The sequence below is a fragment of the Phytohabitans sp. LZ39 genome (assembly GCF_059359075.1).
Genome location: NZ_JCADBM010000007.1, coordinates 354,219 through 369,427, shown reverse-complemented (window position 1 = coordinate 369,427; position 15,209 = coordinate 354,219). Strand labels below are relative to the sequence as shown.

Sequence of the window (15,209 nt, the reverse complement as noted above, 5' to 3'; positions counted from 1 at the left end):
CCACGTCCGCGTCAGCGGCGGACCGTATGCTCCCGCGGGCACCGCTCCCGGCCGGCGGCTCGCAGCGCTCGCCGAAATCCCCGGCCGTCCACTGCCGGGTCCGCGGGACAAGCCCGAGAGGTGTCTCGCGCCGTCGCAGACCCCCACCTTCGTGGTCCAGACCGCCGCTCGCGCGGCCTGACCGATCCCGCTGCCGGCCGCACTCACGCCGAGCTGTCGAGCTGCTCCGTCTGTGCGCCCAGGTCGACAGCCAATCAGCTCATGGCGCCCGGTCACGCAAACCGCGCCCAGACCGTGACAGGGCTGCCCTCTTGAGAGCAGGGCGGGAGGGGTGAGCGGGACCAGCGGCGGACGGGTGAGGCCGCGGGAGCGACGGTATGGACCACGGCGGACGTCGCGGTAGCTCAGGTCTGCTTTTGAATCGAGGTTTCGAGGTTGCGGCGACAGCCGACATTTATGTTGCCAATTGTCAGCGGAGACGACCAGCCGGGGAAATAGGAGTAGTCTTCCCGGAAACCATTGTGTGGAGGTGTGGGTCGTGGCGCGTCAGGTTATCGAGACTCTGATCGATGACATCGACGGTAAGGTCGCTGACGAGACGGTCAGGTTCGGCATCGACGGGGTCGACTATTCGATCGACCTATCGGGTCGAAACGCGGGCAAGCTCCGTTCGTTGCTGTCGGCGTACCAGGAGGCCGGCACGCGCCTTGGCCGGTCGGGGGCGTCCGCGCCCGGGCGGCGAGAAACCGTGAGTGGCCGGCGGCCCGGTGCCCGGAGTGAAAACAAGGCCATTCGTGAGTGGGCCGCCAGCCAGGGTAAGGCGCTGTCGGAGCGGGGCCGGATTCCCGCGGCGATCGTGGAGGAGTACCACGCCGCCAACAGATAGTGGTGAGTGGACGGTCATTGTCGCCGGCGGCGGGCTCATGGATATCCGGCCGCGGGGCTGTGGGCGGCCGCGTCGGGGAGGGCGAAGCAGCCGGCGAAGGGATCGGGGTATCCGCGCCAGGTCGCCTCGCCGCCGGCGAGTTCGGCGTCGGTCAGCAGGCACCGGGTCAGTGTGCGGTGCAGGCGGGCGGTGTCGAGGTCGATGCCGATGAAGGCCAGGTGGTGATGCCGGTCGTCGTAGTACGGGTGCCATTCCACCGATGCGGCGAGGCGGCGCTGGTCGGAAAACTGATGCCACCGCTCCTCGGGGGTCGCGGCCAGCCAGCGCCCCAGGGTCCTCATGGCGAGCCCGCCGCCGGCGAAGTCCCAGCCGACCACCACGTCGGGCTGGCTGGCGAGCCAGAGATGGCCGCGGGAGCGCAGCACGCCGGTGCCGAGCGCCTCGAGCGTCTCGTGCAACCGCTGGGGGTGAAACGGGCGGCACGCCCGGAAGACCGCGGAGACGACGTCGGACGAGGGGTCCGGCGCGTGCAGGCCGAGCGCGAACCCCTCGAGGCCGCGGGCGAGCGTGCCCGGGACATCCCAGCGGTGCCGGCGGGAGTGGAGCAGCCGCTGGGCGAGGTCGGTGGCGTCGACCCGGTCGTCGGCCAGGTGCAGGTGTGCCGACCAGGGCGCCAGGTGGCGCAGCAGGGCGCGGGGGTGTGCGGTGTCGAACGGGCCGCCGGTGCGCGAGCCCCACAGCACGAGCGTGTCGGCGTACTCGATCTGCCGCACGACCACGTCGGCCAGTGACCGGTGGTCGGCGTCGCCGGCTTGTACGCCGAGCGTGACCAGGTCGGATCCGTTGGCCAGCGCGTCGAGCAGGTAGTCGCCGTGGACCACCGTGACGTACGAGTCGACGCGGACCAGATCGGCCAGCGGGACACCGTCGACCAGGCAACCGGTGCCGGCGGCGGCGACCGCTTCCGGCTCGACCACGGCGGGCGGCATGAGCACCACGTGCCGGTGCGGACGGGCGCGGGCCAGCCGGGCCAGGGCGGGCAGGATCTCGTCCCGCAGGGTGAGCGACATGTCGCCATCGCGCAGGACGCCGCGCCGCTCGTCCACCCGGTCGGCACTCATGACATGGCGCAGGTAGCCGGTCCGGGTGAGGTCGTAGCGGACCAGCAGCAGGGACGGGTCGGCGGCGAGCAGCGCCCGCGCGACCGCGTACGTGGCGCCGGTCCACAACCCGGACAGCACCGTCACGGCCGGCCGGACATCGGCGCTGGGACTCATGCGTGGGCCTCCTTTCTGAAAACGGTTGTCATTATACTTGCATCCGGTCTGGGTACCGGCGGCGGGCCGGGCGCACTCGCGAGGCCGAGCGGTGCCGGCGGTACGGTGTGATCCAATCGCCGCCAGCCGGCCCTAGCTCTGAGGTACTCGGATCCTGATGACCGCAACGCTCGTCGCCAAAGGTCTAGCGGCGGGACACGGCGAACGTGTCCTGTTTTCCGGACTGGACATCGTGGTCGCCGCCGGCGACGTGATCGGGCTGGTCGGCGCCAACGGCGCCGGCAAATCCACCCTGCTGCGCATCCTCGCCGGCCTGGCCACTCCGGAAGACGGCACGCTGCTCGTCAGCCCGCCCACCGCGACCATCGGGTACCTGTCGCAGGAGCCCGAGCGGCGACCTGGCGAGACGGTCGGTCGGTTTCTGGCGCGGCGGACCGGCGTGGCCGCGGCACAGTCCGCATTGGACGACGCCACCCATGCGCTGGTGGCGGGGAAGGCCGGCGCCGACGACGCGTACGCGGTGAGCCTCGAGCGCTGGATCGCCCTCGGCGGCGCCGACTTCGACGAGCGCGCGAACCAGGTCACCGCCGGGCTGGGCCTCGCCGTCGACCTGGACCGGCCGATGACGGCGCTGTCCGGCGGCCAGGCGGCCCGCGCCGGCCTGGCTTCGCTGCTGCTCAGCCGCTACGACATCTTCCTGCTGGACGAGCCCACCAACGACCTCGACCTCGACGGTTTGGAGCGGCTGGAGGCGTTCGTCACCGGGCTGCGGTCCGGCGCGGTCGTGGTGAGCCACGACCGCGAGTTCCTGACCCGGACCGTAAACCGGGTGGTCGAGCTCGACCTGGCCCAGCGGCAGGTGCGCGCCTACGGCGGCGGCTACGCCGTCTACCTGCACGAGCGAGAGGTCGCCCGGCGCCACGCCCGCCAGGAGTACGAGGAGTACGCCGACACGCTCTCCGGTCTGGAGGAGCGCGCCCGTACCCAGCGGTCCTGGATGGACAAAGGCGTGCGCAACGCCCGCCGCAAGGCGAGCGACAACGACAAGATCGGGCGGAAGTTCCGGTCCGAGGCGAGCGAGAAGCAGGCGGCGAAAGCGCGGCAGACCGAGCGGCTGATCGAGCGCCTGGAAGTGGTCGAGGAGCCCCGCAAGGAGTGGGAACTGCGGATGGAGATCTCCGCCGCTCCGCGGGCCGGGGCGGTGGTGGCGGTCGCGCACGCCGCGCAGGTACGCCGCGGGGACTTCACCCTCGGCCCGGTCGACCTCCAGATCGACTGGGCCGACCGGGTGGCGATCACCGGTGCCAACGGCTCCGGCAAGTCGACCCTGCTGGCCGCGCTGCTGGGACGCGTCGAGCTGACCGCGGGCCGCACCTGGCTCGGCCCGGGTGTGGTGGTCGGCGAGGTCGACCAGGCGCGGCGGCTCTTCCACGGCGGCGACACGCTCCTGGACGCGTTCGGCGCGGAGACCCCGGACCTGGCGCCGGCGCAGGTCCGCACGCTCCTGGCGAAGTTCGGCCTGAACGCCGCACACGTGCTCCGGCCCGCCGCGACCCTCTCACCCGGCGAGCGGACCCGGGCGGCGCTGGCGCTGTTGCAGGCCTGTGGTGTCAACCTGCTGGTGCTGGACGAGCCCACCAACCACCTCGACCTGCCCGCCATCGAGCAGCTGGAGTCGGCGCTGGCCGGGTATCCCGGCACGCTCCTGCTGGTCACCCACGACCGCCGGATGCTCGACGCCGTGCTCACCACCCGCCGCCTCGACGTGGCCGGCGGGCGGGTGACGGAGCGCTGACAGGTATTCGCCGACGTCTGATTGATCGTGAATGGTATTCCGACCGATCGCTCAGCGTCGGAAGATGCGGGGCAGGCGGCTCTCCCGCCGTCCGAGTTGCTGGAAAACGGTGCGCACCATGACGAGGGTGATGTCGTGCCGGGTGCGGCGCAGTTCGGCGTGGACCTGCTTTGGGCCGAAGCGGCGGTACTGGTTCATTACGCGCAGGATGGCCTGGCGCTTGGCCTCGGTGAGCGGCGTTGTTTCGGGCGAGGGTTTCCGAGTTCGTCTGACGGGTCGGTAGATGCGCCGTCCGGATTCGTCGTTGGGAACCACCTGAACCTCCCGGCCGCGCGGTTACCTACCCCGACGCTAGAAACGGCCGGATCGCCGGTCCATGCCTGGCATCGGCAGATTGCTGACCGGATTGGTGGCGGAAACCTGCCCGGGGCGTCGCGCGGAGTGGACCGGTGTCTAGGCTGAGCAGCACCTGTCTGCGGCGTGGGCAGGCGCCAATGCGGCACCACACGGAGGTATTGACTGAAGGTGACCGTTCCGCTCGCGGTCATCGACCCAATGCCGGTCTACCGATATGGAATCGCCGCCATCCTGGCCAACCATGGAGTTGAGGTGCACACGCCGACCGACGTCGTGGCGTGGGCGCGCGACCGACGGCGCAGTCTGGTGCTGCTATCCGTTCTGTCTGCCGACGACTGGGATCTGCTTGGCACGCTGTGCCGGTCGAGGCCGCGACCTCTGGTCATCGCGGTGACCGCCGACGACTCCGCCGGGTCCGGGGCACGCGCGGTGCGGCTCGGTGCGCGGTCGGTGCTTTCCCGACAGGCGACAGTACGCGCGGTGGAGCGCGCGGTCGCCGCGACGATCGAAGGGGAGGCGATAATGCCCGCGGCGGTGGCGAGTGCGCTTTCCGCGACACGGCAGCCCGTCACGGCGAGCCAGGTGGGGTTGTCGGGAGAGCAGATCGCCTGGTTGCGGAGCCTTTCCGCGGGCCGGACGATGGCCGCGCTGGCCAAGGAGGCGGGCTACTCGGAGCGGGCCATGTACCGCCTCCTGCGGGCGGTGTACGAGCAACTGGGCGTGCGGACCCGGCTCGAGGCCATCGTGCGGATGCAGGAGGCGGGCTGGCTCGCCGGTGATGTCAGCGAGGCTGACTCTCCGGACATGGCCGGCTGACCGCCAGGTCGTCGAGAACAGGCAGCAGGTCCGCGGGCCGGTCGGCGACGGCGGCCAGCTGCCGGGTGAGGAAGGCGAGGCGGCAGTCTCGTCCCGGCGTGGCCTCGTCCGGTCGCGCCGCGCCTCGCCGGAAGGCAGCCTGTGCCGCCGCGATCTCGTCCGTCCGGCCCCGCGCCACGGCGAAGCAGCGGGCCAGACCCCGGAAGTCCCACGCCGCAACGTCCTGCGCGTCATGTTCGATGCGGCGTTGTGCCTCGTCGGCGAGGCGGAGGAAGAAGTCCGCGGCCGTGGCGCGATGACCGATCCGGAAAGCGGTGAGCGCGCGCAGCGCGATGGTGCCGAGCTGACGGCCGCTTTCCCGGTAGCGCATCGCTCGCGTTATCTGGCGGGCGGCCTCGTGATCATCGCCCTGATGCAGGTGAGCCAGGGCCAGCGTGGTCAGGGTATGCAGGAGTGACACCGGATCCCGCTGCTCCTCGGCCTCGGTCACGGCCAGGTGCGCGTACATCACCGCGTCGCGGTAGCGCCCACGCCGGAGCAGGAGGTCCGCTCGTCCGTTGAGGTATTCCGCGCGGCGGGAGCGGTCGACGTCGTCCGTGGCGATGTCGGCGATCGCCAGCTTGTCCGCCGCCTCGGTCAGCTCGAGGCATTCTGTCCGCCAACGGGCCAGCTTCAGGGCAAGGTCGACGATGCGTTCCGAGCCGCTTTCCCGCGCGATGGCCAGCGCCTCCTCCGCCTTGCGGATCGCTTCGGAGTAGGCGCCGCTTTGCTGGTCACAGTCGGCGAGGCCCTCAAGGGCCAATGCGCGGTCCCCGTCGTCGTACTCGTCCTCCGCCAGGGCCAGCGCCCGGCCGAAGTGCTCTCGCGCCGCGGCAATCTCGTCGTGTTCCCAGTACCGGGTGCCCATGGTCAGGTAGATCGCGCGCATGGCGTCCCGGTCGGTCTCCCGCCGCGCGATGTCCAGCGCCTCCCGGAACGCCTGATCGGCCGCGTCCGGCTCGTCGACCGAGGAGTAGATGTCACCCAGCGCGGTGAGGTTTTCCATCGTGGCCTCCTCGTCGTCGCCGAGGTGGGCGCGGACCGCCTCGCGTTGCCGCCGTAGCAGGGCGCCGGAGCCCCACCGTCGCAGCATCGTGTCCATCGAGGCGATGAGCTCGTGGGCCGGCCCGAACATGCGGGCACGTATGTAGAGGTCGAGCTGCGCGAAGTGCATGTCCAGATCGCCGACGGTATGCACGTCGTCGTCGTCCTTCTGGTGCGTGTAGAGCTCGTTCGCGGCACGATGCAGCAGGTCCAGCGAGGTCGGGTGCTGGCCCGGCTCGGCGTACCCGTCACCGTGGTCGATCCGGTCGAGGATCGCCATGACATCCGCCGGAGGAACCTGGAGGCGACCGTCGCGCCTGCGCCGGATGACGCGGCTGGCGAGAAGGGCGTTCGTCGCCTCCGCGCATCGGTCCCGGGGAAGGTCGGGCTCGAGGACGGCCGCGACGGTCGTCGCCTCGACCGGTATGCCGAAGGCGGCGAGCGCTTCGACGACCAACTGCTGATCGGTGGGCAGATGGTCCGCCAGCCGCCTGACGAGGCGCCGCCCGACGTCATCGTCCGGCAGCGAGGTGAGCCACGCGGCCAGGTCGTCGAGTGTCTGCGGTTCGTGCGTGAGCAGGGCTTGGAGAAGGTCGGCGAGCCGGGGATTGCCGGCGAGGCGTCCGTGTACCTCCAGAAAAACCTTGTCGGATGGGCGGAGGTCGCGGTGCGGGCCGTCGGGGTCGAGCGTGCGCAGATAGTCGAGCAGAAACCGGGGCTCGAGGCCGGACATGTCGATCGAACGGGCGCTGCGGGGCCAGGTGATGTCCGCGTGCGCCGCGGGCGGCGTCTGCGACGCGATGATCACCTTCACGGCGCTCTGCCGCCGATTCGCGATGGTCTCCAGCGCCAGGTCCAGCTCCGGATCGCGAATCCGCCGGTCGGCGTCGAGGAGCTGCTCCGCCGCGTCCAGGACGATCAGCGGTACGGTTTCCCGGCGCGAGTCGAGGGCGATCTCCAGGCGGGCGCGCGACCTCGGGCCGTACAGGTGTTGGGCGCCCGTGGCGATCCCGCCCTCGATGTCCGCGATGAGCGTCTGGATGCTGACGTCGGTGAGTAGTGCGGCCTCGTGCCAGCACACCCGGCGGTCGGAGTCCTCGTGAAGCCGGCCCAAGCCGGCCAGGACGTCCACTACGAGGGCCGTCTTTCCGACGCCCGCGGGGCCGTGGACCACCACGATGGACGTGCGGTCGTCCAGGAGGGCGTCGCGCAGCTCCGTACGGTGGGGTTCGCGGTCGACGATGGTGGCCTCGTCTTCGACGGCGGCCGGGGAGGCGGACGCCACGACGAGCGGCGAACCGGTAGCCGGCTCGTCCGGGCCGAGCAAGTGGCGGGTGAGGCGTCCGGCGAGGCGCAGCGACCACGACCGCGCACCGTCCGTCCCCGAGGCGTAAGCGGCGTGGAACATGGCCTGGGCGAGCAAGGAAACCTTGATCTGGCAATGCCAATCGGCCTCGAACTCGCGGACGAAGTCCTCCTGGACGGATCGCAGGACGTCGACGATGTCGATCATCACCGCTGGTACCCGGCGGGCGAGGCCCTTGTCCCCGTGGTCCGTCAACAGGTAGTCCAAGAGGGCGTTTCGCACGTCGGGATCGCCCGAGGCACCCGCGCGGGGCGTGATCAGGGACATCATCAGGGCGGCGACGTCCCGGCTGAGCGGCGCCAACCCGTCGTAGGTGGAGAGGTCGATCAACCGGAACGCGGCCGGGTGCGGCACACCGTCCCGGTCCGGGATCAGGATGTTGTCCGCGTGCAGGTCACCGTGGGCGCGGCCGACGAGATGCCGCACCTGGCGGCCGGTAACCGGCGAATCCGGCCCGAAGAGGTGGAACGGGTTGGGCAGCGCGCCGTCCTCACCGGGGACCTTCACGCTCGGCGCGTCGAGCAACGATCGCCCCCGCGCCCAGCCGTGTAGCCACCGTCCCGTCTCGAGGTTGTCGCGCAGCTCCCGGCGCACCAGGGCGGCGAGGGTGACGGTGCGGGTGTCGTAGTCGTCGCCGGTCCACTGCCGCAGGAGCGCTTCCCGGATCGTGCGGCAGGCTTCGATCTGCTCTTCGGTGCGCAGCGACGACAGTGGACGGCCGGCCGCGAACATCTGACCCGTGACCACCCAGTCGCGGTCGGAGAAAACCGGCGAAAAGGCCGTCTCGGTGAGATGGCTTTCCCGGAACGGGAGCGGGGCTTCGTCGAGGGCCGCGAGATGCGTGGGATTTTCAAGCTCGCGGCCGAATGGCCCCGGTGGGCAGAGCTTGACGACGCGGCGGCGCGGTGACGGCGACCCCGTCCGCTTGCGAAGCACCACCTCGACCAATCGAGCGCCGGTGTTACCGGACGGAAGCGCTTTTATCGACTCGGGGTCGATGGCCAGGCCGTCGTGATAGAGCCGCTCGACCAGCATCGTAGCGGCGGCCTCGTCCCGGAAAGCCGTGGCGAGAGCCTCGACGGCCGTCCGGAACCCAGCGTCGCGGTACACAGCCGCCTCACCGCGCCGCTCGCCGGACTGGCGGGTGGTCGGGCGGCCGGACACGCCCGGTCGTCCGGGCCCCGGCGCCGGCGTCCGAGCGGTCGCGCTCGGCGTGCGGCGGGGATGTGGTCAACGTCGGTCGCCTCCCTGCCACGCGAGATGAACGGATGCTCCGGAGCCATTGTCCGCCGGTGCGGAAGAGCGCGGCTGCCGGTCGACAGTCGGATCAACGACCCGTTGTGGACGGCGCGCGACCGCTCGGACGCGCGGCCGCGATCGGCTCAGGCCTGTCGCGGGGGCGGCCCGTAGGCGACGCCGGTCAGCCGTTCCGACTCGACCCACAGCTCGCGGGCCAGGGCCTCGTCGTGCGCCGCGGCGCTGGCCCGGACCGGTTTCGGGTTGCCTCTCAACTCGCCGATCCCGCCCGGACCGCAGTACTGGCCGCCGGTCGCCGTGGGGTCGAACCGCCGATCCGGGCCGCCGCGTCGGCGCCCCGGACCGGGTCCCGCACGGCCAGCACCACATGGCACCCGCGCTCGGCCAGCGCCTTGGCCGTGGCGAACCCGATGCCGGCGGTTGCCCCGGTCACCACCGCCACCCGGCCGGCCTGGTCCGGCATTTCGTCAATGCTCCACATAGGGCACTCCCGCGTCGTCGGCCGCCGTGCCGGCTCGCCGAGATCCCCGGTGTCATCGCCCGACCGAGTCAGGCGGTGAGGACCGGCCAGGCGTAGGCGGCCAGGGCCGCGGCGGCACCCAGCAGCGCGAACCTGACGCCGCGGGTGGGGACCGGCAGGGCGGCGATCACCAGGAAGATGATGGCGATGACGTAGAGGACGGCCTGGGTCGACATGGGAAACCTCCTGGAGTGGTCGGTCCAGCGGTCGATGCCCCCGGACCGTCCACATGAAACTCCCGGGGGTCAGACTACCGGCGATCTTGCGAAGGTTTGGTGAAGGGGTTCCGCGTACCCGATGGGTCTGTGCTGCACTGAGGTGTGCCTGACGCGTGGATCGTCGCCGCCGCCAGACCGCGACCGGCCTCGGTCGCCGGCGCCGCCGTGGTCATGGTGTCCATGGCGGTCGTCGGGGTCGTCGCGTCCGCCGCCTTCCTCTTGGCCACTCCGGGCGTCGTCGAGCGCTTCCGGCGCGCGACCGAGGGCCGGACCGCTTTCGACCGGTCCGAGGTCGACGTCGCGGTCAGCAACCTGTGGTGGGACGTCGGCGCCATGGCCGCCTGCCTGACCCTGTTCGCCGCGGCGCTGGTCGCGCTCGCGGTCGGCGACCTGCGTGGCCGCCAGCGCGCCCGCGTCACCACCTGGGTGCTCAGCGGCCTCGGCCTCGTCTACGCCTCGTGCGTCGGCCTCTACGCGTTCTCCGCCCTGACGGACGACTCCGCGTGGTCCCGTGTGGACAATCTCGGCAATCTTCAGGTGGACGCCTACCCGGACTGGTGGGTGCCGGTCTACGCGCTGGTCACCGCCGTGATGTGGCTGGGGCAGGCGATCGTCGTCGTGCTGCTCGCGCTGCCCGGCTCCCATCCCTACTTCCGCGACGTGCCGGTGCGTGACTCGCTGCCGTACCCCGACCCGACGAGCGTGGACTGGTCGCTGCCACAGCGGTAGTGGCGGACATCGGGTCGGTCGTGGTGTGGTGCTGTCGTGGACTGGGTCGATGCCTTCTACTCGCAGACGGGTGCGTGGTGGGGCGACGCGGAGGCGAGGATCACGGATCGGGACCATCGCCGGGCGGCCCTGCTACGGCGGTACGGCGGATCAGGGTCTATGCGGGTGTTGGAGCTCGGATGCGGTTACGGCACCACCGCCGCGGCGTTGGCGGACGCGGGTCATCTCGTGACCGCCGTGGAGATCAGCGATCGGGTCCGCCACGCCGTCGACTTCGCCCGCCAAGCCGGGCACGGCCGGCTGTCCGTCCTGCGGGAGGACTTCTACGCGGTGCGGCTGCCGCGGCTGTTCGACGCGGTCTGCTACTGGGACGGTTTCGGGGTTGGCGCGGACGCCGACCAGCGCGGACTCCTCCTGCGGATCAGCCGCGAGTGGCTCAAACCCGGCGGGGTCGCGCTCGTCGACGTCTACAACCCGTTCGTATGGGCCCGGTGGGACGGCGACGAGGAGCACAAGCTCCCCGACCCGGAGCGGGGATACGCGCACGAGCTCTACGAACGGACCACGTTCGACCCCGTCACCTGTACGGCCACCGACACGTGGTGGGACGCGGCCGACCCTGATCGCCGGATCAGCCAGACCCTGCGTTGCTACACGCCCGCGGACCTCGCGTTGCTGCTCGGTGGCACCGGCCTGGCCCTCACCGCGATCGCGGTCGCGGGGCACACGTTCGAGCCCGGGTCTCCGCGGCCCAGCCTCCGGGAGCTGCTGAACGACCACCACCAGTACCTCGCCGTCATGCGCCACGAACCCCGGACCTCGTGACCGCTAACCTCGGCCCATGCTTGTGCTGTCGAACGCCGGACTCTTCACGCCACCCGAGCCGGGGGAGGGCCGGCGGTACACCGAGGACCTGCGTACGCCCGACCTGAGCGTGGGCACCTACTGCATCCCGGTGGGCGGTGTGGACACCCAGGCCCCGCACACCGAGGAGGAGGTGTACGTGGTCGTCTCCGGCCGGGCCCGGCTGACCGCGGACTCGGGCACCGCCGACGTGGGTCCGGGCTCGGTGCTGTGGGTGCCGGCGGGGGAGGAGCACCGCTTCACCGACATCACCGAAGACCTGACGGTGCTGGTGTTCTTCGCGCCGGCCGAGTACACCCGGCGGGACGCCTAGCGGCGCCCCGCCGGACACCGCCTAGCGGCGGCGGCCGTGCAGGAGCAGCGCGACGCAGAGCAGGGCGAACGAGCTGGTGGTCAGCACGACCCGGACCCAGTTGAACGCCCGCCAGCGGTCCTCGTCGAAGTCGCGGCGCACCTGGGCCAGGTCGCTGATCTGGTCGGGTTCGCCGGCGGCCTTGATGGCGTCGTTGAGCGGCACGTTCACCGCCACCGTGATGATCACGACGACCAGGTAGAGGCCGAACGCGATCGCGATCCAGGGCAGCGCCCGCCGCCCGGCCGCGCCGAAGTGCAGCGCGCCGGCCAGCCCGGTGAGGATGAGCGCGCCGAAGAAGAACGTCATGAACAGCGGGTTGATGATCGCGCGGTCGATCTGCTGGAACGCACCGACGAAGGTGCGGTCGTCCGTCTTGGCCAGGCCCGGCATGATCGTGTTCGCGTACAGGCCGAAGACGCCGGTCACGACGCCGGTGGTCATGGTGGCCAGGATGAGGACGATCCCGGCGAACAGGGAGCCGCCGCCGGTCTGCTCGGCGGCGACCTGGTAGGAGGCGGGAGCGGTCACACCGCCATCACACCACAGCGCCCCTTTCATGATCCTTTCATTCACGCACGTCAGCGGCCGGCCACGCGGAGAGCGCCGTCTCCGCGCCGGCCACGCGGAGAGCGCCGCGTCCGGCCGGCCTCAGTCGAGCCACCAGGTGAGGGCGTCGCGTCCCAGTGGCGTGACCGTCACCAGCGGGAGGGCGAGCGCGGTCACCGCGGCGAAGAGCAGCACCCGCCACGCCGTCCGGCCGGCGGCCGCGGCGACCGTGCGGCGGGTGGTGACCAGCAGTGGCACCGAGACGCTGAGCAGGCCGGGGCTGGCCAGGAAGCTCAGCAGGAACAGCAGGCTCACCAGGGCGTACACCCAGGTGAACGGGTTCAGGCCGGTCATGCCGAACGGCACGAGTTCCTTCGGGTCGTACTCGCCGTGGAGCATGCCGTGACGGTCACCGCCGCTGGCGGCGAGGCGGCCGAGGTAGAGGCCGACGACCAGGCACCAGGCGGCGGCGAACGCCAGGTGGGCGCCGGCGGCCGTCCACAGGCCGAGCCGCCACGGCTGCACCCCGCGGGAGCCGCGCGGCGGCAGGGCGGCGGCGAGTAGGGCGGCCAGCAGCCAGGCGCCCGCGAAGATGTCGAGCGGCCGGACCGCGCCCAAGGCGACGATCGGGAAGAGGACGTTCGTCGGGGACCACCCGCCGGCGGTGACCGCGTTCACGCCGTAGTAGGCGGCGGCGAGCAGCAGCGGCGCGCCGGCCAGCAGGCCGATGCCGGCGAAGACGGTGACCACGGCGCGGAGGCGGCCGTCCGGGTGGCGGGCGCGCCGCATGCCCCAGCCGGCGACCAGCCACCCGGCGACGGCGGCCGCCGCACCGGCGGCCAGCATCCCCGTGGTGAACAGGACTGGTGTGCGCCCGTGCACGTTGGCCCAGATGGGTTCGGCGACGTCGGGCGCGTCGACGAAGCCGCCGATGCTGACCACCTGGTCGCCGCGGGCGGCCGAGAAGGTGAGCACGCCGTAGTCGTCGCGGATCTGGTCGACCTCCCAGCCGGCGGCGAGCAGCCGGTCGCGCGCGTCGCGGATCTCGGTGGACACCGTGCTCGCGGGCACCGCGAACGAGTACCCGACCGCGGCCGGCGCGGGGACGACCGCACCGTCGGCGCCGAGGCTGAGGTGGCGGTCGTACCGGATGGGGTCGCCGGCGGGCGGCAGCGGGATCGCCGTCTCGACGGCCGCGCGGGCGTCGGTCAGGTCGGGCGGGGGTGTGGCCGCGCGCCAGGCCAGCTGGCCGGCGCCGGCGGTGGCGAAGAGGGCCGCCAGCAGCGCGACCATGATCGCGACCGCCGCCGGGAGAGGGCCGCGCGGGATGGCGAACCGGCGGCGCAGGCCGCCCATCACCAGGTCGAGCGCGTCCCGCCGGGTGGGGCGGCGCTGGTCGGGCGCGGCCGCGTCGAGCAGCGTGGTCAGGATCTCGGCACCGCGCTCGCGCCGGTAGTGGCGCGGATAGGCCAGTAGCAGCCGGCGGTAGGCGCGCTCCAGTGGCTCCACCCGGGTCAGCCGATCCCGTAGGCCAGGCCGGGGCGGGAGCGGCGCAGGCGCGCGGCGGCCAGCGACGCGTTGGCCCGCAGCCGGGCCACCTCCGCCTCCAGGCTGGCGACGCCGTCGTCGGTGAGCCGGTAGTAGCGCCGGAGCCGGCCGTCGACAGCCTCCTCACGGTCGACGGTGAGCAGCCCGTCGTCGGTCAGCCGGTCGAGCGCCGCGTAGAGGGTGCCGGCGCGCAGCGCCAGCCGCCCGCCGGAGAGGTCGCTCACCGCGCGCATCACGCCGTATCCGTGCATCGGCTCCTCGGCCAGCGCGGTGAGGATGAAGAACGTCGGTTCCTGCATCGCCATGCCGAGCAACGTACCGGCGGTCGGTATATGCCGTCAATCGGCAGGAGGCGTGGGCGGGGCGGAGGTGCGGGCCGCCCGGGCCATCACCGTCGCGCCGCTGGTCAGGGCGCGGCGCCACGGGGGTACACCGTCGATCTCCACCTGGAGCGAGAAGCTCAGGAACGTCCGGATCAGCACGATCAGGCCGAGCACCGCCACGCTCTCCAGCGTCGGGGAGACCGCGACCGTGCGGATCAGGTCGGCCGCGACCAGCACCTCCAGGCCAAGCAGCAGCGCCCCGCCGAAGAGCTCGCGGACGGTCTGGTAGGCGCGGCGGCCCTCGCCGGCGCGCCACCGGCGGATGGCGACGGCGGCGGCCCAGAAGAGGCCGACCACCAGCACCGCGACGCCGATCACCTCGAAGCCGCGGGCGACGTGTTCCATCGAATCCTCGAACCCCACCGCCGCACGCTACCAACCACGGCGCGGTCCGTTACTCTGTGTCGTCGCATGAGTACGTCGAGGAGCGAAGCATGCCCATCACGCCCGTCGCTGGCCTGCTGACCGCCAGCGAGGCCGCCCGCTGTGCCGTCGTCGTCGAGCAGAAGGGGGACGATCCGGTCGAGTACCGCGAACGGGTGATGGCCGGCCTGGTCCTGCACCGCGCGATCGCCCGCGGCCGTTCGTGCGACTTCGTGGTCGTGGGCGGAGCCGGCGGCGACGCCCCGCCGGAGGTGATCCGGCAGTGGTGCGCGGGCAGCGACGCCGAGCCGGTGATCTGCCACGAGTCGCGCAACACGCGCGACAAGGCCGAGTCGATCGCCCGGTTCGCGGCCGAGCGGCGCACCACCGCGGTCATCCAGGTCACCGCGCTGTACCACTCGCTGCGCGCCTACCTGACCACCGTCGCCGCCCTGCGCGACAACGGTGCGGCCGTCCCGGTCCTCAACTACGTCAGCGACGCGGACGACGTGGCGAGCATCCACGCCTGCGTACTCGACGAGATCTTCCTGGCGAAGGAGATCGACGCACGCCTGGGCTTCGGGCTGGCGCCGGACGCCTACGACACCTACGTGCGGTCGATGCGCGAGATGCGCGCGACGCCCGGCCACCGCACCTACCTGGCGCGCCGGCACGGCGAGGCGCGGCGGCTGGTGGCGTACGCGGAGATCGGCAAAGGACACCTGGTCACCGACCTGCCGACCAAGGAGATCCTGAACAGCTACCTGCCCTGGACCATCGGCGCGAAACAACCCTGTCACCTTGACGTTTCCGCAGATCGGCCGGCTTGGTAGCTTGATGTCGTGC

17 protein-coding genes are annotated in these 15,209 nt (G+C 71.8%); 7 read left to right on the top strand and 10 right to left on the bottom strand.

Annotation, left to right across the window (positions count from 1 at the left end; all coding sequences use genetic code 11):
• The first annotated feature begins 538 nt into the window (after nt 1-538).
• The gene (locus AC5L36_RS17060; RefSeq protein WP_441216760.1) at nt 539-886 is read left to right on the top strand and encodes a histone-like nucleoid-structuring protein Lsr2; all 348 of its coding nucleotides are present in this window, start codon (nt 539-541) and stop codon (nt 884-886) included.
• 35 nt (nt 887-921) lie between these two features.
• On the opposite strand, the gene AC5L36_RS17055 is transcribed toward AC5L36_RS17060, so the two are convergent.
• The gene (locus AC5L36_RS17055) at nt 922-2,163 is read right to left on the bottom strand and encodes a CobW family GTP-binding protein (protein WP_441216759.1); all 1,242 of its coding nucleotides are present in this window, start codon (nt 2,161-2,163) and stop codon (nt 922-924) included.
• 157 nt (nt 2,164-2,320) lie between these two features.
• Between AC5L36_RS17055 and AC5L36_RS17050 the strand changes: the two genes are divergently transcribed.
• A complete protein-coding gene (locus AC5L36_RS17050; protein ID WP_441216758.1) occupies nt 2,321-3,958 on the top strand; it encodes an ABC-F family ATP-binding cassette domain-containing protein in 1,638 nt (545 codons plus the stop codon).
• 51 nt (nt 3,959-4,009) lie between these two features.
• Here the strand turns inward: AC5L36_RS17050 and AC5L36_RS17045 are convergent, their stop codons facing one another.
• Nucleotides 4,010-4,273, bottom strand: coding sequence for a hypothetical protein (locus AC5L36_RS17045; RefSeq protein ID WP_441216757.1), 264 nt, complete (start codon nt 4,271-4,273; stop codon nt 4,010-4,012).
• Nucleotides 4,274-4,483: 210 nt separating this feature from the next.
• Between AC5L36_RS17045 and AC5L36_RS17040 the strand changes: the two genes are divergently transcribed.
• Nucleotides 4,484-5,131: a response regulator transcription factor gene (locus tag AC5L36_RS17040; RefSeq protein WP_441216756.1), complete on the top strand. Its 648-nt coding sequence runs from the start codon at nt 4,484-4,486 to the stop codon at nt 5,129-5,131.
• On the opposite strand, the gene AC5L36_RS17035 is transcribed toward AC5L36_RS17040, so the two are convergent.
• The 4 genes from AC5L36_RS17035 to AC5L36_RS17020 form a co-directional block, all read right to left on the bottom strand.
• Nucleotides 5,097-8,744, bottom strand: coding sequence for a hypothetical protein (locus AC5L36_RS17035; protein ID WP_441216755.1), 3,648 nt, complete (start codon nt 8,742-8,744; stop codon nt 5,097-5,099). The two genes, AC5L36_RS17040 and AC5L36_RS17035, sit on opposite strands and share 35 nt — an antisense overlap.
• A gap of 218 nt (nt 8,745-8,962) precedes the next feature.
• On the bottom strand, nt 8,963-9,091 hold the full coding sequence (locus AC5L36_RS17030; protein ID WP_441216754.1) for a hypothetical protein: 129 nt from the start codon (nt 9,089-9,091) through the stop codon (nt 8,963-8,965).
• On the bottom strand, nt 9,088-9,300 hold the full coding sequence (locus AC5L36_RS17025; protein ID WP_441216753.1) for an SDR family NAD(P)-dependent oxidoreductase: 213 nt from the start codon (nt 9,298-9,300) through the stop codon (nt 9,088-9,090). The genes AC5L36_RS17030 and AC5L36_RS17025 overlap by 4 nt, the downstream gene beginning before the upstream one ends.
• Nucleotides 9,301-9,386: 86 nt before the next feature.
• Nucleotides 9,387-9,533: a hypothetical protein gene (locus tag AC5L36_RS17020; protein WP_441216752.1), complete on the bottom strand. Its 147-nt coding sequence runs from the start codon at nt 9,531-9,533 to the stop codon at nt 9,387-9,389.
• Nucleotides 9,534-9,677: 144 nt separating this feature from the next.
• Here AC5L36_RS17020 and AC5L36_RS17015 point away from each other — a divergent pair, with 144 nt between their 5' ends.
• The 3 genes from AC5L36_RS17015 to AC5L36_RS17005 are packed head-to-tail and all read left to right on the top strand — an operon-like array spanning nt 9,678 to nt 11,481.
• Nucleotides 9,678-10,304 (top strand): hypothetical protein, encoded by a 627-nt coding sequence (locus AC5L36_RS17015; RefSeq protein ID WP_441216751.1) that lies wholly within the window; start codon nt 9,678-9,680, stop codon nt 10,302-10,304.
• A 36-nt stretch (nt 10,305-10,340) separates the two neighbouring features.
• The gene (locus AC5L36_RS17010) at nt 10,341-11,129 is read left to right on the top strand and encodes a class I SAM-dependent methyltransferase (RefSeq protein ID WP_441216750.1); all 789 of its coding nucleotides are present in this window, start codon (nt 10,341-10,343) and stop codon (nt 11,127-11,129) included.
• Nucleotides 11,130-11,145: 16 nt separating this feature from the next.
• Nucleotides 11,146-11,481: a cupin domain-containing protein gene (locus AC5L36_RS17005; protein ID WP_441216749.1), complete on the top strand. Its 336-nt coding sequence runs from the start codon at nt 11,146-11,148 to the stop codon at nt 11,479-11,481.
• A gap of 21 nt (nt 11,482-11,502) precedes the next feature.
• Here the strand turns inward: AC5L36_RS17005 and AC5L36_RS17000 are convergent, their stop codons facing one another.
• From AC5L36_RS17000 to AC5L36_RS16985, 4 genes are all read right to left on the bottom strand, one after another.
• A complete protein-coding gene (locus AC5L36_RS17000; RefSeq protein ID WP_441216748.1) occupies nt 11,503-12,051 on the bottom strand; it encodes an anthrone oxygenase family protein in 549 nt (182 codons plus the stop codon).
• Nucleotides 12,052-12,171: 120 nt separating this feature from the next.
• A complete protein-coding gene (locus AC5L36_RS16995) occupies nt 12,172-13,578 on the bottom strand; it encodes a hypothetical protein (RefSeq protein ID WP_441216747.1) in 1,407 nt (468 codons plus the stop codon).
• Nucleotides 13,579-13,583: 5 nt separating this feature from the next.
• Nucleotides 13,584-13,916 carry a PadR family transcriptional regulator gene (locus tag AC5L36_RS16990; protein WP_441216853.1) on the bottom strand — a complete coding sequence of 111 codons (333 nt, stop codon included), beginning with the start codon at nt 13,914-13,916 and terminating at the stop codon, nt 13,584-13,586.
• 39 nt (nt 13,917-13,955) lie between these two features.
• Nucleotides 13,956-14,363, bottom strand: coding sequence for a DUF1622 domain-containing protein (locus tag AC5L36_RS16985; RefSeq protein WP_441216746.1), 408 nt, complete (start codon nt 14,361-14,363; stop codon nt 13,956-13,958).
• 71 nt (nt 14,364-14,434) lie between these two features.
• Between AC5L36_RS16985 and AC5L36_RS16980 the strand changes: the two genes are divergently transcribed.
• A complete protein-coding gene (locus AC5L36_RS16980; RefSeq protein WP_441216745.1) occupies nt 14,435-15,196 on the top strand; it encodes a YdcF family protein in 762 nt (253 codons plus the stop codon).
• Nucleotides 15,197-15,209: the final 13 nt, after the last annotated feature.

Coding starts and splice junctions, on each gene's coding strand:
- AC5L36_RS17055 (WP_441216759.1), bottom strand. CDS start 2,163: ATGAGTCCCAGCGCCGATGTCCGGCCGGCCGTGACGGTGCTGTCCGGG.
- AC5L36_RS17050 (WP_441216758.1), top strand. CDS start 2,321: ATGACCGCAACGCTCGTCGCCAAAGGTCTAGCGGCGGGACACGGCGAA.
- AC5L36_RS17025 (WP_441216753.1), bottom strand. CDS start 9,300: ATGCCGGACCAGGCCGGCCGGGTGGCGGTGGTGACCGGGGCAACCGCC.
- AC5L36_RS17020 (WP_441216752.1), bottom strand. CDS start 9,533: ATGTCGACCCAGGCCGTCCTCTACGTCATCGCCATCATCTTCCTGGTG.
- AC5L36_RS17005 (WP_441216749.1), top strand. CDS start 11,146: ATGCTTGTGCTGTCGAACGCCGGACTCTTCACGCCACCCGAGCCGGGG.
- AC5L36_RS16990 (WP_441216853.1), bottom strand. CDS start 13,916: ATGCAGGAACCGACGTTCTTCATCCTCACCGCGCTGGCCGAGGAGCCG.
- AC5L36_RS16980 (WP_441216745.1), top strand. CDS start 14,435: ATGCCCATCACGCCCGTCGCTGGCCTGCTGACCGCCAGCGAGGCCGCC.